The sequence below is a fragment of the Microbulbifer discodermiae genome (assembly GCF_040742695.1).
Lineage (GTDB): Bacteria > Pseudomonadota > Gammaproteobacteria > Pseudomonadales > Cellvibrionaceae > Microbulbifer.
Genome location: NZ_JBFLAB010000002.1, coordinates 1 through 21,635, shown reverse-complemented (window position 1 = coordinate 21,635; position 21,635 = coordinate 1). Strand labels below are relative to the sequence as shown.

At 57.5% G+C, this 21,635-nt stretch carries 20 protein-coding genes; 13 read left to right on the top strand and 7 right to left on the bottom strand.

Annotation, left to right across the window (positions count from 1 at the left end; genetic code table 11):
* The first annotated feature begins 75 nt into the window (after positions 1–75).
* The 4 genes from AB1S50_RS00785 to AB1S50_RS00770 all read left to right on the top strand — a co-directional run bounded on the left by AB1S50_RS00785 (position 76) and on the right by AB1S50_RS00770 (position 4,739).
* Positions 76–900, top strand: coding sequence for an OmpW/AlkL family protein (locus tag AB1S50_RS00785; RefSeq protein ID WP_367148457.1), 825 nt, complete (start codon positions 76–78; stop codon positions 898–900).
* 673 nt (positions 901–1,573) lie between these two features.
* Complete coding sequence (locus AB1S50_RS00780; protein ID WP_367148456.1) at positions 1,574–2,920, top strand: glycosyltransferase family 4 protein; 1,347 nt, start codon at positions 1,574–1,576, stop codon at positions 2,918–2,920.
* Positions 2,920–3,669, top strand: a complete 750-nt coding sequence (locus AB1S50_RS00775) for a class I SAM-dependent methyltransferase (protein ID WP_367148455.1) — start codon at positions 2,920–2,922, stop codon at positions 3,667–3,669. Before AB1S50_RS00780 ends, AB1S50_RS00775 begins: the two co-directional genes overlap by 1 nt.
* 59 nt (positions 3,670–3,728) lie before the next feature.
* A complete protein-coding gene (locus tag AB1S50_RS00770) occupies positions 3,729–4,739 on the top strand; it encodes a prenyltransferase (protein ID WP_455363727.1) in 1,011 nt (336 codons plus the stop codon).
* A gap of 54 nt (positions 4,740–4,793) precedes the next feature.
* On the opposite strand, the gene AB1S50_RS00765 is transcribed toward AB1S50_RS00770, so the two are convergent.
* Positions 4,794–5,411 (bottom strand): class I SAM-dependent methyltransferase, encoded by a 618-nt coding sequence (locus tag AB1S50_RS00765; protein ID WP_367148570.1) that lies wholly within the window; start codon positions 5,409–5,411, stop codon positions 4,794–4,796.
* 129 nt (positions 5,412–5,540) lie between these two features.
* Between AB1S50_RS00765 and AB1S50_RS00760 the strand changes: the two genes are divergently transcribed.
* Together AB1S50_RS00760 and AB1S50_RS00755 are read left to right on the top strand one after the other, a co-directional pair.
* Positions 5,541–6,263 (top strand): acyltransferase, encoded by a 723-nt coding sequence (locus tag AB1S50_RS00760; protein WP_367148453.1) that lies wholly within the window; start codon positions 5,541–5,543, stop codon positions 6,261–6,263.
* A 52-nt stretch (positions 6,264–6,315) separates the two neighbouring features.
* Positions 6,316–6,828: a shikimate kinase gene (locus AB1S50_RS00755; protein ID WP_367148452.1), complete on the top strand. Its 513-nt coding sequence runs from the start codon at positions 6,316–6,318 to the stop codon at positions 6,826–6,828.
* Positions 6,829–6,949: 121 nt separating this feature from the next.
* Here the strand turns inward: AB1S50_RS00755 and AB1S50_RS00750 are convergent, their stop codons facing one another.
* On the bottom strand, positions 6,950–7,420 hold the full coding sequence (locus AB1S50_RS00750) for an Lrp/AsnC family transcriptional regulator (RefSeq protein WP_367148451.1): 471 nt from the start codon (positions 7,418–7,420) through the stop codon (positions 6,950–6,952).
* Positions 7,421–7,633: 213 nt separating this feature from the next.
* On the opposite strand from AB1S50_RS00750, the gene AB1S50_RS00745 reads away from it, so the two are divergent.
* Entirely contained in the window at positions 7,634–11,185 is a 3,552-nt protein-coding gene (locus tag AB1S50_RS00745; RefSeq protein ID WP_367148450.1) for an indolepyruvate ferredoxin oxidoreductase family protein, read from the top strand.
* 59 nt (positions 11,186–11,244) lie between these two features.
* On the opposite strand, the gene AB1S50_RS00740 is transcribed toward AB1S50_RS00745, so the two are convergent.
* The 4 genes from AB1S50_RS00740 to AB1S50_RS00725 form a co-directional block, all read right to left on the bottom strand.
* Positions 11,245–12,522, bottom strand: coding sequence for an OprO/OprP family phosphate-selective porin (locus AB1S50_RS00740; RefSeq protein ID WP_367148449.1), 1,278 nt, complete (start codon positions 12,520–12,522; stop codon positions 11,245–11,247).
* Between the two features lie 829 nt (positions 12,523–13,351).
* Positions 13,352–13,876, bottom strand: a complete 525-nt coding sequence (locus AB1S50_RS00735) for a HugZ family pyridoxamine 5'-phosphate oxidase (RefSeq protein ID WP_367148448.1) — start codon at positions 13,874–13,876, stop codon at positions 13,352–13,354.
* Complete coding sequence (hutX, locus tag AB1S50_RS00730; protein WP_367148447.1) at positions 13,857–14,282, bottom strand: heme utilization cystosolic carrier protein HutX; 426 nt, start codon at positions 14,280–14,282, stop codon at positions 13,857–13,859. Before hutX ends, AB1S50_RS00735 begins: the two co-directional genes overlap by 20 nt.
* 11 nt (positions 14,283–14,293) lie before the next feature.
* A complete protein-coding gene (locus tag AB1S50_RS00725; RefSeq protein WP_367148446.1) occupies positions 14,294–16,282 on the bottom strand; it encodes a TonB-dependent hemoglobin/transferrin/lactoferrin family receptor in 1,989 nt (662 codons plus the stop codon).
* 230 nt (positions 16,283–16,512) lie between these two features.
* On the opposite strand from AB1S50_RS00725, the gene AB1S50_RS00720 reads away from it, so the two are divergent.
* The 6 genes from AB1S50_RS00720 to AB1S50_RS00695 are packed head-to-tail and all read left to right on the top strand — an operon-like array spanning position 16,513 to position 20,907.
* Entirely contained in the window at positions 16,513–17,283 is a 771-nt protein-coding gene (locus AB1S50_RS00720) for an energy transducer TonB (protein ID WP_367148445.1), read from the top strand.
* Between the two features lie 21 nt (positions 17,284–17,304).
* Positions 17,305–17,850, top strand: coding sequence for a MotA/TolQ/ExbB proton channel family protein (locus tag AB1S50_RS00715; protein ID WP_367148444.1), 546 nt, complete (start codon positions 17,305–17,307; stop codon positions 17,848–17,850).
* A complete protein-coding gene (locus tag AB1S50_RS00710; RefSeq protein ID WP_367148443.1) occupies positions 17,847–18,278 on the top strand; it encodes an ExbD/TolR family protein in 432 nt (143 codons plus the stop codon). The genes AB1S50_RS00715 and AB1S50_RS00710 overlap by 4 nt, the downstream gene beginning before the upstream one ends.
* On the top strand, positions 18,271–19,122 hold the full coding sequence (locus AB1S50_RS00705) for a heme/hemin ABC transporter substrate-binding protein (RefSeq protein WP_367148442.1): 852 nt from the start codon (positions 18,271–18,273) through the stop codon (positions 19,120–19,122). Before AB1S50_RS00710 ends, AB1S50_RS00705 begins: the two co-directional genes overlap by 8 nt.
* A complete protein-coding gene (locus AB1S50_RS00700) occupies positions 19,122–20,147 on the top strand; it encodes a FecCD family ABC transporter permease (protein WP_455363726.1) in 1,026 nt (341 codons plus the stop codon). Before AB1S50_RS00705 ends, AB1S50_RS00700 begins: the two co-directional genes overlap by 1 nt.
* A gap of 1 nt (position 20,148) precedes the next feature.
* Positions 20,149–20,907 (top strand): heme ABC transporter ATP-binding protein, encoded by a 759-nt coding sequence (locus AB1S50_RS00695; protein ID WP_367148440.1) that lies wholly within the window; start codon positions 20,149–20,151, stop codon positions 20,905–20,907.
* Positions 20,908–20,951: 44 nt separating this feature from the next.
* Here the strand turns inward: AB1S50_RS00695 and AB1S50_RS00690 are convergent, their stop codons facing one another.
* Positions 20,952–21,422, bottom strand: coding sequence for an alpha/beta fold hydrolase (locus tag AB1S50_RS00690; protein ID WP_367148439.1), 471 nt, complete (start codon positions 21,420–21,422; stop codon positions 20,952–20,954).
* Positions 21,423–21,635 lie beyond the last annotated feature (213 nt).

The following is a 21,635-nucleotide window of genomic DNA, read 5'->3' as shown; positions in this document are numbered from 1 at the left end:
CGGGAAAAGCCTGCCTATACTGTGTGTAACCGCAACTGCGGCGAAGGAGCTTTTTAGCGTTACAAGGAGTTACCCATGACATTGAAGTCTCTCCTCATTCCTCTGGCCGCGGTGGGTTTTGCCGGTTTAGCGGCTGAATCCGCGATGGCGGGCCCCTCTGGTTACCCCATGCAGCAGCCGCCCCCGGTATGGGGAGCCGGTACCTTTGTAGTGCGCATCGGGGCCACCTATGCCGATCCCGACGACGACTTCCGTGAGAGAACCACCACCTTCATCGACGATCCGGTGGAAGGGCGACTGGATGTAGTTAATCGAGTCGATCTGAATGACGACACCAACTGGTTCGTCAACGCCACCTGGGTATTTATGGATCACTGGGCGGTAGAACTCTATCACGCCAACGATCTCAACTTTTCGGCGCACCTTACCTCTGAAGCCTTCTTCGAGCGCGAGTTTATCGGTGAGCTTCGAGAGCGCCTGGGTGATTTCGATACCTATTTCACTAGCCTGTTCGTGGATTGGTACTTTCTCGATCCCACCTGCCTGTGGCAACCCTATGTGGGGCTGGGAGTCAATTACACGGATATTTCCAATGACTTTGTGCGGCCGGTTTTCCCCACCAACAATCGCTTCGGAGCCGGCAATGTCAGTTTTGGCAGTGATTTCAGCTGGACCGCCCAGGCGGGTGTAGACTTGGTGCTGGGGCACCACAGCAACTGGGTGGTGAGCGCCTCGGTTATGTACATCGACGCCTCGCCCGACGTCCATATCGGCTTTGATGCCGAGGCCTTTGTGCCGGGGTTTGATGACCCGGCTATCGTTTCCGTGCGGACCCGGGATGAGGTCGACATGGATTCGTGGGTTTTCAACCTCGGATTCGGCTACAAGTTCTCCTTTTAAGTCCGGTTTTTTTTCCCTTGGAGTGGGGCGCATCGACTGGGTGCGGCCCCCTCTCGCCGGGCGTCATTCATTTCTTCGCTGTCGGAATCCGCTAGTGAAAGTGGATGGATTCTGTCTGGCAGTCATTCCCATGCCGGTGTATTCTTGCCCCCCGCCAGCCAGTGATACACCTGGTCCGGCCTGGGGCCTGTTGACACTAACGGAGTTGGCCCTGTTGTGACAGAAAAGGTGCCAATCGAGGCAAGAGGAGCGCGGTTTGGTTGTTCCAATTGAGCGACGAGCAACGAAGAGTGGCGCCTTTTCCGGCACAACCCGAGGGGCTGCCCCTGGTTTCGCGCCCTGCGGCGTTAGAAATTGCTTATGTGGACCCACCACACAGCGCAATTCCTGCCTTGCAGGCCACAAAACCAGTGGCAGCAGGGCTATCTCAGTTAGTGTCAGCAGGCCCTAGGTTGTTGCCGGGCAGCGGGTGTCGCCGGTTACGGATAGCCGGCGCCGCGAAACAGTCCTGGTGTTTTGGCGACAGCTATTCAAATTGGGCGCGGCACAGTTGTTTGATGCCGGGCTGAGAAAAACGCGGCACAGGTGCCGCCATTGACCGCGCGACAATGAATAGGGTCGGGAAGACCTGTCTTATTTGCCCGGTTGGTAACTGCAGTCGTACGGGGAATCTATGACCGCCTTGGGGAATTTTGCCGACGGTCCGTCAGCCACCGCCGTGTCTCGGCCATTGAACATCTGCCTGCTCGGTTTTCGAAGCCATCCATTCTGCGGCGGTCAGGGAGTCTATCTGCACTATCTGAGCAAGGCTTTGGTGGAGGCCGGTCATTCGGTGGACGTTATTTCCGGTCAGCCCTATCCGCACCTGGATCCGCGCGTGCGCTTGATCAAGATGCCGGGCCTGAATCTGTATGAGGAAAGGCACCCCACCCGCGCACTGCGCTGGAGGCACCTGCGATCCTGGGCGGACTTCTCCGAGTGGTGGGGCAAACTCAGTGGTGGTTTTGCCGAACCCTACAGCTTCGGTCGCCGGGCGGCCAGGTACCTGCGCCGGCACGGCCATCGCTATGACATTGTGCACGACAACCAGTCTCTCTGTTATGGCCTGCTGGAAATAGAGCGCCGGGGACTGCCGGTGGTGGCCACCATCCACCACCCCATCAGCCGCGACCGGCAACTGGCCCTGGATGCGGCCCCTAACTTGGGTCACCGGCTGCTGGTGCGCCGCTGGTACGGTTTCGTAAAGATGCAGATGAAAGTGGCGCGACGGTTGCGCCATATCGTTACAGTTTCTAGTCAATCCCTGCACGACCTTGTGCAGCAGTTCGGTGTCGAGCCCGGACAGCTCCAGCTGATCTACAACGGTATCGACACTCAGGTGTTCCAGCCACAGCCAAACGTATCCCGACAACCCCTGCGGATAATGACCACTGCCTCTGCAGACCAGCCCCTAAAGGGGTTGCGATTCCTGTTGCGGGCGCTGGCGGATCTCCGCCAACAGTATCCGGAGCTGGAATTGCTGGTAGTGGGGCGCTTGCAGGAGGGTGGCAGCACGGAAAAGCTTCTCGACGAATTGCACTTGCACCAGTCGGTGCGCTTTGTCTCTGAGATTTCCACCGAAGAACTGGTAGAGCACTACGCCAGTGCCAGTATGGTGGTGTGCCCTTCACTCTACGAGGGCTTTGGCCTGCCTGCGGGGGAGGCGATGGCCTGTGGGGTGCCGGTGATATCCAGTGATGGCGGCGCGCTGCCGGAGGTGGTTGGCGACGCTGGCCTGGTGGTTCCCGCGGGCGATAGTGCAGCACTGGCCGAAGCGATACGGCGGCTGCTGGGCGATGAGCGGCTTCGCGGGGAACTGGGCGCTAAGGGGCGCAAACGTATCGAGCGTCACTTTTCCTGGCACCGCGCCGCTGAGCGGTTGGTGCGATACTACCGCCAGGTGCTGGGGCAGGAGAATGGGGCGATGGAAAGCGATGACAGCGCCTCCGTAGCGGCGGATACCAGTGTGGAGGCGGCCTGATGATCACCGTAGATCCAGGTAAATTGAATCTGCAGCTGGGGCAGCGGGTGCTGGACCTGGGTTGTGGTGAGGGTCGACACGCGATTCATTTGCTGATTTCCGAACCGCTGGAAGTGGTGGGAATCGATCTCAGTCAGAGTGATATTGAAACGGCCCAGGACCGGGCAGAAGCCTTTCGCCAGCAGGGCTCTGTGCCGGGACGTCTGTTGCTGGGGGTGGCCGATGGCCTGCAGTTACCGTTTGCCGATGGCGCTTTCGATGTGGTGATCTGTTCCGAGGTATTGGAACACGTCGAGGATTGCACGGGGTTGTTGGGGGAGATCGACCGCGTACTGAAACCCGCGGGCATTTTTGCAGCCAGCGTCCCGGCTTTTTTCCCCGAGTGGATTTGCTGGCAGCTGCGGGAGGAGTACCATCAGGTGGAGGGTGGACATATCCGTATCTTTCGCGAGAGCGAATTGCGCAACGCCATCGAGCAACAGGGCCATCGCTATTTCGCCGGGCACAGGGCCCACGCTCTGCACGCTCCCTATTGGTGGCTCAAATGTCTGTTGTGGAAGCGGCCCGCATCGCGTCTCCTCAATGCCTATCACCGACTGCTGGTGTGGGACCTGATGCAAAAGCCGCTGCTCACCCGCTGGCTGGAAAAACTGCTGAATCCGATTCTGGGAAAAAGTATCGTGCTGTATTTTGTCAAGCCAGCAAAGGCTGAGACTGGATTGCCAACTGCCGCCGGAGCCGTGTCTTGAGTGAGTCCCTGTTGCAGCCGGCCGCAGACCGCGCCGTATTTCCCGAGGGATTTTTGCGCATGTCGGCGCAGTATATCCTCCAGCGGCAGCAGGTCGATGGCTCTATTCCCTGGTTCGACGGGGGTTATGCCGACCCCTGGGACCATGTGGAGGCCGCCATGGGGTTGAGTATCTGTGGCGAATGGATCGCGGCCGAGCGTGCCTATGCCTGGTTGGCGGATATACAGTTGCCGGATGGCAGCTGGTGGGCCGCTTACAAAGATGGTGGGGTGGAGAACGGCGAGCGGCGCGAAAGCAATTTTGTGGCCTATTTTGCCACTGGTATCTGGCACCATTTTCTGGTCACTGGCGACCGGGATTTCCTGAACAGCTACTGGCCCACTGTGGCGCGGGCGGTGGATTTTGTCTTGGGGCTGCAGACGCCCCACGGCGATATTCACTGGGCTGTCGATGGCGAGGGGCGGCCCAGAGAGGACGCCTTGGTGACGGGCTGCTGCTCAATTTACAAAAGCCTGGAATGCGCCATCAATATTGCCCACGCACTGGCCCGGCCGGCGGCGCCCTGGATGGCGGCGCGGGAGAGCCTGGGATACGCGCTGCGGGAACTGCCGCACCGTTTTGACCGCACCTGGGAGAGCAAGGCCCGCTTTTCCATGGACTGGTTCTATCCGGTCCTGACCGGAGTGGTTCAGGGGGGAGATGCACTTGCCCGGCTGGGACAAAAATGGGACAGATTCGTGGTTCCGGACCTGGGCTGCCGCTGTGTGGACGACGAGCCCTGGGTGACGGTAGCGGAATCCTGCGAGCTGACCATGGCATTGCTAGCGGTAGGGGAACGGGGGCGTGCGGAAAAGCTTTACCGGAGTCTGCACCGTTGGCAGGACGCGGACGGTGGCTACTGGACCGGTTATGTGTACCGGGATAAGGCGGTCTGGCCGGAGGAAAAAACCACCTGGACGCTCGGCGCAATGTTGCTGGCCGCGGACGCGCTGGCGGGGCTGACACGCGCCAGTGGCCTGTTTACCGGCGTGCAACTGTTAACCCGGCAACTAACTAAGTTGCCGGGTTAATGCGGTACAGGGATGTGCTGTCGCAGAGCAAAGGCCGGCGCCAGGTTAATAGCCTTACAGCCTGCGCAGCACCCCGAGCGTATCGACCATCTCCAGGGGCTCGAATTGAGCGGAAGCCAGGGCTAGCCGGTAAATTTCGTAGGGTGCCTGGCCACCATCAGCGGGGTTTGGAAAGATATCGTGAATGGCCAGAATTCCACCGGTCACTATGTGGCGGGACCAGCAGCGGTAGTCGGTCATGGCTGCCTCGGACGAGTGGCCGCCGTCGATAAACACCATTCCCAGTGGCGTACTCCAGTGGCGGGCGGCGACCGCGGAGGGCGCGACCAGGGGCACAACCCAGTTTTCCAGTTGCGCGGCCCTGATATTGGTGCGAAATACGCCAAAGCTATCCACCAGCTGCGCGGCTGCGTCGAAAAGATCCGGGTCGTGATACTCCTCTCCCCGCTGGTGCTCTTCCGAGCCGCGGTGATGGTCCACTGCGAACAGAAGGCTATTCTTTTGCTTGCAGGCCGTTGCCAGATAAATCGTGGACTTGCCACAATAGCTGCCCACCTCCAGGCAGGGACCGAGTGCACTGGCCTTTGCCGCCAGTCGATAAAGTGCTTCGCCTTCACTGGGGGCGAGAAAACCCTTGATTGAGTGGATGTCGGTGGGGAATTCAAGGTTCATGGGTGCGCGCTCGCTACTGCCGGTAGCGCAGACACTAAAGCGCCCCAGGGACAAAAGCAATTGTCTGCCAGACAAATTTCGGCACCGCTACAGCGGGTGTCGCAACAGAGCAGTTGACACTGGGAAAAGATGCGCAGGGATCACCGGCCATACTGGCTGAAGAAATTACAACTTTGGTTTCGCCACTGGAAGGCCCGGCACTTTCTGCTGCCGCAATTCGAGTGTATCGGGCAGGAGCCGGAGATCATGGACCCGGGTTCGGTCCAGGTGTTCGGCGGCAATATTTGTCTGGGCCACTACCCGCATTTGATCTCCACCCCTGACAAACCGATTCGTTTCACCACTTTCGGACACCGCGGCGGCGAGGCGTGCATAACAATCGGAGACTATGTGCTGATTTCCCCCGGTGTGCGCATCTCCGCCGGCCAGTCCATCATTATCGGCAACGCCTGTATGATCGCCGCCAATGTGTATATCTCCGACTCCGACTGGCACGGGCTTTACAATCGCACCCGCCCTTTTCGCTGCACCTTACCGGTCACACTGGGAAACAATGTGTGGATCGGAGACAGCGCGATTATCTGTAAGGGGGTGAAGATCGGCGATAACTCGGTGGTGGGAGCAGGCGCCGTAGTGACGCACGAGGTGCCGGCCAACACGGTGGTGGCCGGAAACCCCGCGCGGCCGGTCAAGCAGATCCAGCCGGGGCGTCGGATGCTCACGCGGGAGGCGCTGTTTGCCACCGCTTCCCGGCAGGCGCACAATATGGAGCAGTTGGATAGGATGCTGCTGGGTGGAAACACTCTGTGGGGGTGGCTGCGGGCACGACTGCTGCCGCGCCGCGGTGACTGAGCGCCGCGGCCGGGATCCTGGGAGTTTGTTGTTGACGTGCCGGGTAAGCGCGATGGGAAAAAGTAGAAGTGTCGTTCTGATTGGTATGCCGGGTGCGGGGAAGAGCACGCTGGGGGTGCTGCTGGCCAAGGAGTTGGCCCTGGATTTCGTCGATACGGACGTGCTGATCCAGCTGCGCGAGAAAAAAACGCTGCAGGAAATTATCGACGCCTCCGACTATAGCCATTTGCGCGCAATCGAAGGCGAGGTATTGGCGGGGGCGGATCTGCCCAATCATGTGATAGCCACGGGGGGCAGTGCGGTTTACAGTCCGGAGGGGATGAAAAACCTGGCTCGCCTTGGTCCGATCGTTTTCCTCGACTGTTCCGCCGCAGAGCTGCGGCGGCGGATTCACAACTATGACGACCGCGGTATCGCCAAGGCACCGGGGCAGAGCTTCGCCGACCTGTATAAAGAGCGGCAGGCCCTGTACCGCCAGTACGCGGATATCACTGTTCGCTGCGACGATGGAGATTTGCAGCAGGTTCTGGAGCGGGTGCTGGCTGCCCTTCAGGCCGCTTATTAACCCGACAACCCAATAGAGATAATCCCTCACCGATAAGGTTGTCGCCCCTAATCCTCTGGGCAATTACACGGGATCGCCCGCGTCCGGGGGGTTGCGCAACACCCGTCCCCCGAGGAGGCGGTCAGAGCGGCAGCTGGGTGGTGTACTTCACCTGCTTGAGGGCAAAGGTGGAGTTGACAGAGGCCACGTTGGGCAGGTGCACCAGAGTGCGCTTCAGCAGCTGCTCATAGTGCTCCACACTGTCCACCACCACGCGCAGCACATAGTCCTTGTCGCCACTGGTGGAGTAGCACTCGACCACCTCCTGCACGCCCTGAACTGCGGATTCAAAACTGTTCAGGGAGTCCTCGTCATGGTTTTGAATGGTGACATAGCAGTATACTGTGACGCCCAGATCCAGCTTGCGCGGATCCAGCAGGGTCACCCGTCCGCGGATGATCCCCTCCGCCTCCAGGCGCTTGATGCGGCGCCAGCAGGGCGTGTGGGACAGACCGACCTTGTCCCCCAGTTCGGCCATGGAATAATCGGCGTTTTCCTGCAGAGCCCGCAGGATCTTGCGGTCAAAATCGTCCAGGTCTGTCGAACGCTTCATATATACCCCCATCCTATAAAATTTGGTAATATCGATATTCTTATCATAATTTTAAGCGCAAAAATGTAAATAAAGCAATGTTCTATTGCGCTTAACGCACTAGTATGAGCTCACCAGTCTACCGTGGAACACCGGTGGTGAGACCGAAAAACAACAAATGACCAACCGTCCGGTCTCGGTTTCGAACTGGACAGGCAACCGGAAAACAGGCGTATGAGTGAGCAGTCGAACAGCCCGCAGAGCGCGGCCATCCCCCCCGTCAGGCAGGTCTCCCTGGACGACCGCTACACCGTCCTGAAGGGGCGCGTACTCCTGTCCGGCATCCAGGCACTGGTGCGCCTGCCCATGGACCAGATGCGCATGGACAGGGGTAGAGGGCTCAATACCGCTACCTTTATTTCCGGCTACCGCGGTTCTCCGCTGGGCGGCTACGATCAACAGCTGATGCGCGCCAAACAACACCTGGATGCACAGAATATTCGCTTTGTCCCGGGCGTCAATGAGGAACTTGCTGCCACCTCGGTCTGGGGTTCCCAGCAGGTGGGCCTGTTTGAAGGTGCCGAGGTGGATGGCGTTTGCGGTATTTGGTACGGCAAGACCCCCGGGGTGGATCGCTCCGGCGACGCCTTCCGCCACGCCAACGCCGCCGGGTCCTCACCCCGGGGCGGAGCCCTGATCATCGCCGGCGATGACCACGGTTGCAAATCCTCTTCCTATCCCGGCCAGTCCGAGTTCGCGTTTGTGGACATGCAGATTCCAGTGCTCAACCCGGCCACGGTGCAGGAAGTGCTGGACTATGGTCACTACGGTTTTGAACTCTCGCGTTTTAGCGGCTGCTGGGTGGCCATGATCACCCTCACCGAGAACATGGACAGCTCCGCCACCGTGGCGGTGGACCCCGAGCGGATGCGGTTCAGCTATCCGGACATAGAAATGCCGGCCGGCGGCCTGAATATCCGCAAGCAGGATAACCCCCTGGAGCAGGAAGAGCGTCTGTGGCGTTACAAGCGCCCGGCCGCCTTGGCTTTCGCGCGCGCCAATCACCTCAACAGGGTGGTGCTGGACAACCCCGATGCCACTCTGGGTATCGTCACCGCCGGCAAGGCTCATCTGGACCTGATGCAGGCGCTGGAGGATATGGGAGTAGACGAGGGGCAGGCCCGGGATCTGGGCATCCGCATCCTCAAGGTGGGTATGACCTACCCATTGGATGTGCCCGGTATCCAAGAATTTGCCCGCGGACTCGACTATCTGCTGGTGCTGGAGGAAAAGCGCAGCCTGATGGAGGTACAGCTCAAAGAGGAGCTGTACAACGTCCATCTGCAGGACCCCAATTTCCCCCGTATCGTCGGCAAGGTGGACGAGCACGACAAGCCCCTGATGCCCATGTACGGCGAACTGTCACCGGCGGTGGTGGCCCAGGTGCTGGGGCGCCTGTTGCCCCCCAAGTGTCTCAGTGAGCCGGCCCGGCGCCGGCTCTCGCGCCTGGGCACCCTGGCGGAGCGTATTTCCCGGCAAACGAGTTCGAACGTGGCCCGCCTGCCGATGTTTTGCGCCGGCTGCCCGCACAACCGCTCCACCAAGGTACCCGAGGGCAGCCGGGCGCTGGCGGGCATTGGCTGCCACTATATGGCCCAGTGGCTCGATAGGGATACCTACACCTTTACCCAGATGGGCGGGGAAGGTGTCAATTGGGTGGGGCAGGCGCCGTTCACCCGGGAAAAGCATGTATTCGTGAATCTAGGCGATGGCACCTACTTCCATTCCGGCATCCTGGCGATCCGCACCGCCGTAGCCGCGAAAGTAAATATCACCTACAAGATCCTGTTTAACGACGCCGTGGCCATGACCGGCGGCCAGCCCCACGACGGCGAACTGCACCCGGACATGATCTGCCGCCAGGTACTGGCGGAAGGCGTGCGCAAAGTCGTGCTGGTGATGGACGATGTGAACAAATACCGGGGTCTACTGCAGTTTCCCCCGGAGGTGGAAATCCGCCCCCGCGACCATATGCCCGCGGTGATGAGAACGCTGCGAGAGGAAGAGGGCTGTACCGTCATCGTCTACGACCAGACCTGTGCCACCGAGCTTCGACGCAAACGCAAGCGCGGCCTGCTGCCGAAAGCGGCAGGGCGACCCTTTATCAACGAACTGGTCTGTGAAGGCTGCGGTGACTGTGTGCAGCAGTCCAGCTGTATCGCGGTGGAAAAGGTGGAGACCGCCCAGGGCGACAAGCGCCGTATCAACCAGACCAGCTGTAACCAGGACATGTCCTGCGTCAACGGTTTCTGCCCGTCATTTGTGACCATCAAGGGTGGCAACCTGTACAAGCGCGCCGGAGTTGGCGACAGCCTCTGCACCGAGGCGGCCAAACTGCCATCCCCCCAGCTGCCCTCGCTGCAGGCACCCTACAGCCTGCTGGTCACCGGCGTCGGCGGAACCGGCGTGGTCACCATCGGCGCACTGTTGGCAATGGCGGCGCACATTGAAGGCAGGGCTGCCAGCACCCTGGATCAGACCGGCCTGGCCCAGAAGGGCGGCGCCGTCTATTCCCATGTGCGCTTCGCCGAGCGGCCGGCGCTGCTGCAGGCGGTGCGTATTTCCGACGGGCGCGCGGACGGATTGATGGCCTGTGACCTTATCGCCGCGGGCAATCTGGCCGCCTGCCTGGCAAAGCTGGATGACACCCACACCCGTGCGGTGGTCAACACCCATCTGGCGCCCACCGCCGCCTCGGTGCTGGGCCGGGAGGATACCCACTCCCCCCAGGCGGTGCTGGATACGGTTTCCGAGGCGGTGCTGGAAATGCGCACCGTCGAAGCCCACAAGCTGACTACCGCGGCGCTGGGCGACACCCTGGCCGCCAACATATTTATGCTCGGCTACAGCTGGCAGATGGGCCTGTTGCCGCTGCAGGAGGAATCACTGTTGCGGGCGATCGAACTCAACGGCGTGGCGGTGAAGGCAAACCTGCAGGGGTTTGCCGCCGGTCGTATCGCCGCTGCGGATGCGAAACTGCTGGACGGATTGCTGGATGGTGGTGTGCGCGAGGCGCCTCTGCCCCGGACCCTGGAAGAGATAGTGGCCCATAGGGCCGAACATCTGACCGGTTATCAGAATGCCGAACTGGCGGAGCGCTACAGGGAACTGGTTGAACAGGTGCGCCGCGCGGAAATACTCAAAGTGCCGGGCAGTGACCGGCTGGCGGAAGCTGTAGCGCGCAATTACGCCAAGCTGCTGGCTTATAAGGACGAATATGAAGTGGCGCGCCTGTATACGGACGGTCGCTTTAGCCAGGCGCTAAAAGAGAACTTTGATGGCGAATACACCTTGGAGTTTAATCTCTCGCCGCCGCTGATCGCCGGATTCGACCGGGTGCTCGGCCGTCCGCGCAAGCTGAAATTTGGCGGCTGGATGTATCGCGCCTTTGGGCTGCTGGCCCGGCTCAAGTTCCTGCGCGGCACAGTGCTGGACCTGTTTGGCTATACTGCCGAGCGGCGTATGGAGCGCGCCCTGATCGGCGAGTACGAAACCCTGGTCAATCGGGTTCTGGGGCAGTTGAACGGTGAAAATCACGAGGCCGCGGTGGAACTGTTGCGCTACCCGGACCGGATCCGCGGCTATGGCCCGGTAAAGGAGGCGAGTGTTGCCGAGGCGTATCGACTGCGCGATGCAGCGCAGTGGCGTTTCGACAATCCCGCCACGGCTGCGCAGGCCCCGACCGCTGAGGTGTTCGACCCGGCGACTGCCCAGCAAGTGGGTTGAGTCCAGGGTTAACGGCAGGGCGCCGGGCCCCCGGCGCCGTTATGCTTGTTGGGGTGCGGTTACCAGTTGACCTGCGCTCTCACTCCCAATTGATCGGTCCCGTTGTCCGTTAAATCGTCGTGGCCAAAACGCAGGTTGAACATAAAACGCACCCGCGGATTGGCGTAAAAGTTTACCCCTAAAATAATGCTGTCCGCCTCCAGATCGGGGATGTCATCGTTGCTGATTCTTTCATAGCGGGCGGTCAGCTCCCAGGCGCCCCAGCCGCTTTCGGGTTTGGCGGATTTGAACACCCCTTTGCGGGCATCGTAGGGTTTGTGTTCACCGGTAATCATCCAGCTGCCCATCACATACCAGGCGCGCACTGTCTGATCGCCGATAAAACAGCCGAATTCCGGGTCGCAGCCAAAGGTGGGGGGAGCGCCGAAAAAATCCTCAAAGGATTGTTCTGAGAGATAAAAGTCACCGTCGTAGTTGCCGTAGGTGTATTCCGCCTGGGCGTACAGAGGACCTCGGGTGGCCGCCAGCTCCAGGCCGCCCACATTGACCCTGCCGCCCGCATCCCCCAAAAAGAATTCTTCATCGCCAAAGTCGCCAAAGAAAAAGATGCGGTCACCGGGGGTCAGCGCCATCAGCTGACGCGGTCCGCGTCGGCCGGCGTAGGGCGCGTCCGCTTCCAGCGGCGGCGACTGCCTGCCTGCATCCTCATAGCTGTAGGAGACACCCAGGTGGATTGTTTCCAGGGCGACATCCACCGGAGCCCAGGTGAAACGGCCGGCCGCGCCAACCCCTTCATTGCGCAGTTCGCCGGCGTTGCGCAGGTTAAACGCTACTATACCGGCGGTATAGCAGTCCCAGTGGTTTCTCCAGCCGATGCCCTGCTGAAATTGACGCCGATCGAAAATGCCCGTGGCGCTGGTAAAAGGGCGCTCCAGCATGGTGATGTTATTGGAGCTGGTGAGTTCCTCCATTGAACGGTAGGGTTTGAACTGCCCGATGGAAATGGAGCCGCCCCAAAAATCATAGGCGAGATAGACATCCCGAAAACCGTCGCGGGTGTCGCCTGACGAAAAATCCTGTTGCAGCTTGTATTTCCAGTTGTAGACCTTGCCGGACAGGGTGATACGGGTGCGGCGAAACTCGGTGGTGCTCACAGTGTCATCTATGTCGTCGTTAAACAAATAGGTGTCAAAGTGAATACGGCCTCCCAAGGCGGCGGAGAAGCGGCCGTCACTGGAAATGATTTCCAGGCCGCCCCCGGTTTTTGCCGTATCCGCCCAGGTGGGGCTTATATAAATGGCGCCGGTAATTATCCATGCCAATCCATTGCGAAGCATCGAAACCTCCCTGTATGTCAGGTTTTCCCGGATGAATCCTGACCTCTGATCGAGTCTAGCAGGCTGTGCAAGTAGATACGTCCTGGATGGTTTTCCCCTGTCGCTACATCGATTCGGTATCTGCTGACCGATTGGCGCTATGGAGGTGTTTCTCTTTGCATTACCCCGCGAAACCACACGCCCGCTGTTCGATAGCCTCAATGGGATTAAACTGCCTGTGCAGGTAGCTCGTCCCGAGTTGATGGCGTGAAAAGAGATCCCCCCGAGTGTGAATCAATTACCTCGCGGATCTATTGGCCACGGCAATTCTTATACAAGAAATTGCCTTATCTCTTATGCGATTGTTACAGGTTGTGGTGAGCTGTCGATGCGAAGCTGATTGTGTCACAGCTGACTGCTTCCATCAGGCCCGGTAGAACTGTTCGCGAGCAGCGATTCGAGAGGTGTCAGTGAATGACTCTGGTGGGCCCGTCGCAGACAATGAGGCGTGTTCCCTGAGCAGCGCAGTGCAAGTGGATGGTTTTCAGGGCGGACTCAGTACCTTACTCTGTACCAGACTTAGAAGGCAGTTGGAAATATATATTGAATGCACCGGAAGCTTCCGGTGTATTCTCAATAGCCCATTTTCCTAACTCGCAGCAGCTCGACTCTTTGCCGAGCAGCTATCCTCGGATAGAGCAATCTGGCCTTGTGGTTAACGAAACGATAGTTAACAAGCGTTACAGGATTTACCTGGTTTTTTTGATTTCAGGTTTAGGTGCCTCTATCAAACCAGTAAACCCTGTTTTTCCCATAAAATCTGCCTTGTGTTTCCTAGTCTTGTGCCAATCTAAGCCACCGAGCGCGGCTTGTGTCCATCCCGCATATGATCAATGGCTTCGCCAGTCAGGGTCTCTCCCGCCAATTCGTAGGCCCTGCCAAAACCTTTGACATAGCGCCCCCTGGTCGGTGTCAGCCTGAACAATTTAAAATCCTCATGCTGACTGAGGTTATGGATGCGCTCGCCGTGACGTGCAGCCAGAATTTCGATACCCTGCTTCCATGAAGGGGTATCCCAATCCAGCAGTGTGGCATTGACGGTATAATTAACCCTTATACGGGCAAACAGTTCCCCGCAGTCATCCTCATCCTCGATAATCAATACTGAGGCCTGGGGGTTGTGCTGCAGGTTTACGGCGTGAACCGCTATCTCGCTCAGCAACACGTAAAGGCACTCATCCCCTATCGCAAAAGGCGCATAGGAGGCATAAGCGGAGCCATCTTCTTTCGTTGTAGCTAAATTGAGGCTTTTTCTGCTTGCGATAAACTCCTCTATTTCACCACTCAAGCGGCTTTCAAGTTTCTTGTTTTTCATGGTTGTCTCCCGATACTTTTTCATACAACGCTTTGAAAAATTTTACCTGCTCGGTTAATAAATCACCGTTTTTATCGCGGCCCAGAAAAACCTTGAAAATGGCGCTATTATCCCGGTCTTCAAATACGAATGCACAACTTTCCCTGCCCCTATGGGGCTTGGTTTGAAAGGTGATGCGATGAATCGCCGCCAGTTTGATGTGCCCTTCAAATCCACTTCCGTCGGATGTCAGGTTGTAGTAACCCTGGGCCACTTCACCCGGGGGAAACACACCCTTGAACTCAAACACACAGCCAGCATGCAAAATGATGGTGGCGGTATTGGCCCAGCTGGATAGTTCGCGCATCAAACCTTCAGCTTCGCTTCCTGGAAGCCCCGGTGCTAAATTACTCCCTGTTGGTGTCATCTGGTTCCCCCTTACAAGTCAAACCGCACAGAGGCAATAATTTCCCGGCCCGCCTCCGGCAGCTCTTCAAAGGCGCGCTGATACTGTCTGTCGGTCAGATTGTTGACGGTCAATCCAAACTTTACTCCCTGCAGGGAACTGGGCTGCCAGGAGGCATAGAGATCGCCGACGGTATAGCCCTCAAAGCTTCGGCCATCGGGGGTTCTGCTTTGTGTGGCGGCATCGATGGCTCGAATCCCCGCAATTAACCGGTCATTCAGGAAGGCGTAATTCAGGTCGGCGGTGATGGTATCCGCGGGAATATTACTGAGATCGCGCCCGGTCTGGTCGTCTTCGCCGCGGACCTGGCCATAGGACAACTTGAGACGCAGTTTATTGAGCTGATAATCCGCGGCAATTTCGAAACCTTCCAGCTGGGCGTCCTGCACATTCCGCCAGGTGGTGGACCCCGCATTGGGAAATGGCACAAACGAGGGCGGGGTGACAATCTGCTCGATAAAATCATCCACCTTGTTTTGAAATGCCGATATGTCGATGCGCAGTTCGTCATCGGAAAACAACTGATTAAAGCGCAGTTTAGCCAGCAGCTCAGTGTTGGCCGCACTCTCCGGTTTCAAGTCGGGGTTGGAAACAAACCTGTTGCAGCCGAATGGAAGGCCGATGCAAAAGTGTGTGCCCGTGGTGTAAAGCTCTTCCGAGCCCGGTGCCCGAAATGCCCGGTCATGGCGCAACGCCAGCTGCATCCACTGGGTTGTCTGCCAGATGATGGCGGCGGAGGGGGATACTTCACTGTCGGAGTTGTCCACATTCAGGTTGGTGGATTCGCTGGAGAAATCATCATAGCGTGCCCCCAATTCAAGGGCCCACTGCTCCGCCAGAGGAATACTGGCCTGTACAAAAGCGCCCCAAACATCTGTCTCGGCCTGGGGCGGAACAGGCCGATCGATACCACTGCGATTAGCGTTAAAATCTTCGTGATAGCCATCGACGCCATACAAAAGGTTTGTCCCGGCCACTGTAGACAGATTGCTCAACTGAAAGCCATACACATCCAGTTCAGTATTGTCGGCACGCCCATCGCTAAGGCGTTCCTCATCGATGGCAACGCTATTCCAGTATACATTTGCATGGGCATCAACCAGCGGGGAAGCGGTATCCAGTTCATAGCCCAATATCAGCGAATCGGTATCCTGGTCGCTATTGATCAGAAAATTGCTGCTGCCCAGGGGGGCCGTGCCATTGGAGGGAATGGCACCGCTGGCATCCGCTGAGCGATAGTTGATTGAAACGGACTGGCTGTCATCCACCTGCCACTCGGCCTTGGCCAGCAGGCCGTTGTTACGGGTGGCTGAGTTTTCCAGACTCGCGCCATCGCCCAGCTCTATATCATTGCTATCCCGGTAATAGCCACCCAGCAGCCAATCGACGCTGCTGGTGCGGCCTGCTACAGCGGCGCTGGTTGTCGACTGGTCGTTATTGTCATTGAACCCGTTCTTAACAAAGCCGCCCAGGGTCTCATCGGGTGCCAGTAAATCGCGGGCGGAAAGGGTCGATTGGGCCACTACACCGCCGATGGCGCCGGATCCCCACAGGGAGCTGGCGGGCCCTTTTACCACCTCGATGCTGGACAGAAGCTCCGGGTCGAGGAAGTAGTCCGCGCGGTGTCCCGAATTGAAGTCCTGCCTGATGCCGTCAACTGTCTGCAGCACCTTGTTGCCGCTCAATCCGCGGATATTGACCGATTGCAATCCGGAGCGCGGACCACCGGATACCGCAACATTTGGCTGAAAGCGCAGCACCTCCGCGGCGGATTTGGGTTGCAGGGGCTGGATTGCCTCCCTTTCAACCACTGCCACAGCCCGTGGCACTTCATCGATCCCCACCTCCGCACGGGTAGCACTGACCACTACGCTTTTCATCTCACTCACAGTAGTGGCCAAAGCGGGCGAAGTGGCCAGCAGTATGCTGGATGCCAGCAAGGTCAGGGCAGGGGTGTCCATCCGGCGCCGGTGGACAGGACGTTGAACTGAAGGGCGTGATTGCATTGTCTCGAATCCTTTTCCGTTTCTGTGACCCAGGTCATTTATCGACAGGCTTGACTGACACTCAGGGCGCGAATCATACACATTTAACTTTTCGACTGTAAATAGGAATTGTTATTGTTTACATTTATTTTTGATTCCGCTATGGTGCTGCGCAACCAAGGCGGCCCATGAGGTGAGAGCGGGTGATGTCCGGGGCAAACTGGCAGCTACTCAGCTGGCGCGCAGCCTATGTGCTGGGTGCGGTCCTATGGTTATTCGGGCCAAGGGCGAATTCCGCCTTGTCCATGGACGACACCAGCACCGCGGGTGGCTTTCAACGCCACAAGGCCGTGGCACTGAACTTTGTGGCACCCGCAAAGCAGCTGCGACAGGATGACAGTGCTCAGGTACCAGCGGCTGAGCCTGCGCCACCGATGCCTGACCCCGGGGTTGAGCCGGTTGTGGCTCGGCGGCCGGCGGGCCGGCCACATGCGGCTCAACCGATACAGGGGCCAAGTGCCAGCGCCGCCTTGCCGGTGCCCAGGCCGGCGAGTCCTGAAGCTGCGGCAGACCCGGTTGAGACCCGGCAGCTCACGGAAAAGCAGCGCCCAGCTGAATCTAGACAGGGGCCTCGGCAGGAACCGCTGGCGACTGCCAGCGCGTCCAGTGCCGGGCAGCAACCGGGTGTTCACGCCGAACCAGTGATCGCCGAGCCGGTGTTCACCAGCCCCCCGGAGCCCCCCAGGTATCCACCGCTGGCCCGCAAACGGGGACAGGAAGGCATTGTATTGGTGGAGGTTTGGCTGGATGAGCGGGGCCGGCAAACCAAACTGACCCTGTTGGAAAGTTCCGGCGTCGCGGTATTGGATGAAGCCGCTATTGCGGCGGTTTCCCATTGGCAGTTCGAACCCCGCCGTGAAAACGGCATCGGCGCAGAATCGAGGGTCAGGATTCCTGTCGAGTTTGCGTTGCGGTAAGAAGTATGAATCGCTGAAACAATGATTACTTATTTTTATCAACAACTGGGCCCACTGACCTATCCGCTACTGCTGTGCGCATTGGTCGCATCCATCATTATCATGGAGCGGCTCGCGGCCCTCTCGATAATAACGCTGAGCGGCAGGTTGCAGGAGAATGGCCGGCAGTTACTGGTGTCCCACGCCGGGGAAAACAAGGCTATTCGCGATGAAATCGCCGCTCTGTGGTTGCAGGGGCGGCAAAGGCGCATGTCGGCGGGTATCCGCTTATTGCATATTATCGCCTTGTTGTCCCCCCTGCTGGGGCTGTTGGGTACTGTAGTGGGTTTGATTGATGCATTTAACAGTATCGGCCAACACTCTGGCCCCATCGAGCCGGCACTTCTGGCCGGAGGCCTTGGCGTCGCCATGAAAACCACGGCGGCCGGACTGATTATCGCCGTACCGACGCTGCTGTTTGCGCATCTGTTTCAACTGTGGGTAGAAAAGCTGACCTATGCGACAGAGAAGGTAATGAATATGCACAGCCTGCAAACCGAGGGCGTTTGCACCAGGGCATTAATATGATCCGCGTAAAAACTACGCCGGTACCGGCTGCCGGGCTGGAACTGACTCCCCTGATTGATATTGTGTTTATTGTGGTGGTGTTTTTGCTGTTGAGCGCAAACACACGCCTGCTCAGCCTGCCGGTAGAGATTCCCAGTAGCGACAGCCCCGCCGAAACTGCTACCGCGACAGCTTCCGTGTTGACGATCACACTGCAGCCGACCCCCCCGATTTGGGCGATCAATGATCAATTGTTTGACAGCTGGCAGGAATTCAAGCCGGCGTTGTTAGCCAAACTCTCACAAATGAAACCGCTTCGGGAACCGAAAATTCACGTTGCACCGGCCCGTGATGCCGAAGTGGAGCCGTTAGTAAAGCTGTTGTCACTGTTGAATGAACAGCAGGTGGAAAACACGCAAATCCTGATGAAAGAGCAAGACCATGAGTAACAGAATAGTGCAACTCGCAGTTGCCATCTGCATTAGTATAATTGTCTACCTTCCCTACGCATTTGCACAATCAGAGCCGATGCGTCTGATCAGTACCGATGCCTCTGCTACCGAACTCATTTTTGCGCTGGGTGCCGACCAGGATCTGGTTGCCGTCGATGTGACCAGTCAACTTCCAAAAGGTTACCGGGAATTGGGCAATATTGGCTATCACCGCACTTTGTCTGCGGAAGGGCTGCTCAGCCTGCGCCCCACCACAGTCATCGGCAATGAACATATGGGGCCAGCTAATGTGATATCTGCGCTTAAAAAAGCCGATGTGGAACTGGTCCAGTTGCCAAGCGCGCAGAATCTGTCTCAGCTGCGTAACAATATTGACCGGCTCGCCCGTATGCTGTCACGCCGCGATGAAGGGGAACAGTTGATCCGCCGTATCGACGAGCAATTGAATCATCTTAAATCCAACAGCCTGAGTGGGATGCGCACGGCCTTTTTGCTGGCTATCGACCCCGATAAGCCCAGGCTCGCCGGCGCCAACACCAGTGGCTCCGCATTGATCGCATTATTGGATGGTGCCAATGTCGCCAACTTTGACAACTATCGCAATGTGTCTGCAGAGTCTTTGCTGGCCCTGCAACCGGACATCATTATTGTTGCCGGCCGTGTACAAAAAAGTGCGGTCAATGAATTGCTGGCAGCCAATCCTATACTGAAAAATACCCCCGCCGGAAAGCAGAAGCATATTCTCGCCATAGATAGCAACACCCTTATTGCGGGGCTCAGTGTCGCCGCCCTGGACCAGGCAATTAAACTCGCCGAAGAGCTGCAGCCAGACACCCCATGATGCGTTGGCCTGTTCCCTCTGTATTATTGGGATTATTGCTGCTACTGCTGACAGGCGCCATATTGTCTCTGGTGCAAGGGGCCATGCAGTTGCCGGCCATTGACGGCCTGCTAAGTATCTTGGACTCCCTGATGGGTACCCACTACAGCCAACTGGAGGCATTCCAGCGGGTGGTGGTGGTTGAGCTGCGGTTACCGCGAATGCTGTTGGCTATTTTCGTCGGTGCGATATTGGCCCAATCCGGTGCAGTACTGCAGGGCCTGTTTCGCAACCCCCTGGCGGATCCCGGTATTATCGGCACCTCATCGGGTGCAGCCGTCGGTGCCATTGTTGCTATTGTATGGTTTGCCGACAGCCTGGGAAACTGGACCATTCCTTTCAGTGCCTTTGCCTCCGGCCTGGCGACCACGCTATTGGTGTATGGGCTGGCAAAATCAAAAAATGGCACATCCGTCATATTCTTATTACTGGCCGGTGTTGCGATTGCAGCATTTGCGCAGTCGCTTATAGGGTTTATCAGTTATTTTACCGACGACCGGGATCTGCGCGCGTTAAGCCTCTGGCAAATGGGTAGCCTGACAGGAGCGTCGGTGGAAAATCTACTGCTCACAGGCGCAGTTATGATCCTGCTGGCTGTGTTTTTTCAGCGCAAGTCAGTGGCTTTGAACGCGCTTCTCCTGGGTGAGCCCGAAGCCCGGCATATGGGTATCAATGTTGAGAGATTAAAATTACAGCTGATTGTAGTGACGGCTATAGGTGTCGGCTTTGCCGTATCTATCGCCGGTATTATCGGATTTGTGGGCTTGGTTGTGCCTCATTTGATAAGACTTACTACAGGACCCAATCACAAATCACTGCTGCCACTCTCTGCACTCTGCGGCGCCGCTTTGATGGTGATTGCCGACCTGCTTGCACGACTGGTGGTACAACCCGCTGAACTGCCGGTGGGTTTGGTGACCGCGCTGTTCGGCGCTCCCTTTTTTATCACTCTGCTGGTGCAGCAGCGCCGATACTGGAGCGAATAGCATGTTGAGGTTGCAGGGCATACAGGTTAATGTCCGTGACAAAACGCGTCTGTCAATCGATGATTTTGCGGTGCAAAAAGGGCAGCTGTGTGCCATTGTCGGCCCCAACGGTGCGGGCAAATCCACACTCCTCAAACTGGTCAGTGGTGAAATTCCCTATAGCGGTGATGTGGTACTGCATGGTAAGCCATTCAAAAGCTGGTTGCCGCTACACAGGGCCCGCCACCTGGCGGTACTGCCCCAGGCGAGTCAGCTGTCCTTTCCTTTTACCGCACAGGAAGTCGTGGCACTTGGCTTGACGCCCCTATCCATCAGCAAGCGGGCAGCCAATCTGCAGATACAACACTATATGCGTATGACAGACTGTCTGGGTTTGGCTGAACAGCTCTATCCCTCCCTGTCCGGTGGCGAGCGTCAGCGGGTTCAGTTGGCCAGAGTACTGTTGCAACTCAGCCAGGCTGAGGAACCTCCACTATTGTTGCTGGATGAGCCTACGTCGGCCCAAGACCTGGGTCATCAACACCAGATAATGCTGTTAGCCCAGGAACTCTGCCGGCAGCGGGAATATGGCGTTTTGACTGTTATGCACGACCTGAATCAGGTCATACTTTATTGCGACCGCTGCGCACAGCTTGACCAGGGCTGCCTGGTAAATACAGGCGAGCCCTCGACCGTGATCAGCCAGGATACCATTGCCCGCCACTGGCAATATCGTCCTCAAAAAATTGAACATCCGACCGGGCGTGTAATTTTTATATAATTATTTTATGAGATATGCACTTACAAGCTGAATCTGAGTAATATTTATTTACTATCAATACTTGAAAGGAATTCATCGAGGGCCCTATTGAATTCCTTAGGCCGTTCCCAGAACATCATATGCTTTCCCATATAAACAGCGGTGGCAGAGGGGGTGTTGGCTTTAATCCATTTACCTGCTGCTTGCTTCATCTCATCGCGAACCACATACATCAAGGGCAGTTTCCCTTCAAGGGCGCTAAGATCCTCGCTGTAATCGAGATAAAATCCCGTGGCATTTGTAATTGAAGCGACACTGCTTGACGTTTGGCTGGCGATTTTTGATAACCACGTGATCTTCTCCAGTGTTGGATTTTCAAGCATCCACCTGCTAAATTCTGCAATCACGTTATCGCGGTCTTCAATGATGCCTTCAGTAAAGCTCCGCGAATAGCCGTCAGAGTCATCGTTCAGATACCAGACCCATTCGTCACGGGTTGCACCTGCTATATCCGGGCCCGTGTCAATCATGATCATGGCTTTGAGCTTATCAGTACCGAACTGATTTAAATACGCTAGTTGTTCTGTTACTCCATAGGACCAGCCCGCTAGTGGGCCATGCGGTTAATTAGGTGACACATTTTTGGCTCGCCGCACTGAAGCCAGTATCGTGTCGGCGCTCTTTGTCCATTTAAATGGTTTGGCAAGATCGCGGTTATGAACACGAATAAATCGCTGCAGCTCGGCCTT

What these genes read in the sequence shown, in the direction of transcription:
- AB1S50_RS00785 (WP_367148457.1), top strand. Translation starts at nt 76, where the DNA reads ATGACATTGAAGTCTCTCCTCATTCCTCTGGCCGCGGTGGGTTTTGCC.
- AB1S50_RS00780 (WP_367148456.1), top strand. Translation starts at nt 1,574, where the DNA reads ATGACCGCCTTGGGGAATTTTGCCGACGGTCCGTCAGCCACCGCCGTG.
- AB1S50_RS00775 (WP_367148455.1), top strand. Translation starts at nt 2,920, where the DNA reads ATGATCACCGTAGATCCAGGTAAATTGAATCTGCAGCTGGGGCAGCGG.
- AB1S50_RS00770 (WP_455363727.1), top strand. Translation starts at nt 3,729, where the DNA reads ATGTCGGCGCAGTATATCCTCCAGCGGCAGCAGGTCGATGGCTCTATT.
- AB1S50_RS00765 (WP_367148570.1), bottom strand. Translation starts at nt 5,411, where the DNA reads ATGAACCTTGAATTCCCCACCGACATCCACTCAATCAAGGGTTTTCTC.
- AB1S50_RS00760 (WP_367148453.1), top strand. Translation starts at nt 5,541, where the DNA reads ATGCGCAGGGATCACCGGCCATACTGGCTGAAGAAATTACAACTTTGG.
- AB1S50_RS00755 (WP_367148452.1), top strand. Translation starts at nt 6,316, where the DNA reads ATGGGAAAAAGTAGAAGTGTCGTTCTGATTGGTATGCCGGGTGCGGGG.
- AB1S50_RS00750 (WP_367148451.1), bottom strand. Translation starts at nt 7,420, where the DNA reads ATGAAGCGTTCGACAGACCTGGACGATTTTGACCGCAAGATCCTGCGG.
- AB1S50_RS00745 (WP_367148450.1), top strand. Translation starts at nt 7,634, where the DNA reads ATGAGTGAGCAGTCGAACAGCCCGCAGAGCGCGGCCATCCCCCCCGTC.
- AB1S50_RS00740 (WP_367148449.1), bottom strand. Translation starts at nt 12,522, where the DNA reads ATGCTTCGCAATGGATTGGCATGGATAATTACCGGCGCCATTTATATA.
- AB1S50_RS00735 (WP_367148448.1), bottom strand. Translation starts at nt 13,876, where the DNA reads ATGAAAAACAAGAAACTTGAAAGCCGCTTGAGTGGTGAAATAGAGGAG.
- hutX (WP_367148447.1), bottom strand. Translation starts at nt 14,282, where the DNA reads ATGACACCAACAGGGAGTAATTTAGCACCGGGGCTTCCAGGAAGCGAA.
- AB1S50_RS00725 (WP_367148446.1), bottom strand. Translation starts at nt 16,282, where the DNA reads ATGGACACCCCTGCCCTGACCTTGCTGGCATCCAGCATACTGCTGGCC.
- AB1S50_RS00720 (WP_367148445.1), top strand. Translation starts at nt 16,513, where the DNA reads ATGTCCGGGGCAAACTGGCAGCTACTCAGCTGGCGCGCAGCCTATGTG.
- AB1S50_RS00715 (WP_367148444.1), top strand. Translation starts at nt 17,305, where the DNA reads ATGATTACTTATTTTTATCAACAACTGGGCCCACTGACCTATCCGCTA.
- AB1S50_RS00710 (WP_367148443.1), top strand. Translation starts at nt 17,847, where the DNA reads ATGATCCGCGTAAAAACTACGCCGGTACCGGCTGCCGGGCTGGAACTG.
- AB1S50_RS00705 (WP_367148442.1), top strand. Translation starts at nt 18,271, where the DNA reads ATGAGTAACAGAATAGTGCAACTCGCAGTTGCCATCTGCATTAGTATA.
- AB1S50_RS00700 (WP_455363726.1), top strand. Translation starts at nt 19,122, where the DNA reads ATGCGTTGGCCTGTTCCCTCTGTATTATTGGGATTATTGCTGCTACTG.
- AB1S50_RS00695 (WP_367148440.1), top strand. Translation starts at nt 20,149, where the DNA reads ATGTTGAGGTTGCAGGGCATACAGGTTAATGTCCGTGACAAAACGCGT.
- AB1S50_RS00690 (WP_367148439.1), bottom strand. Translation starts at nt 21,422, where the DNA reads ATGATCATGATTGACACGGGCCCGGATATAGCAGGTGCAACCCGTGAC.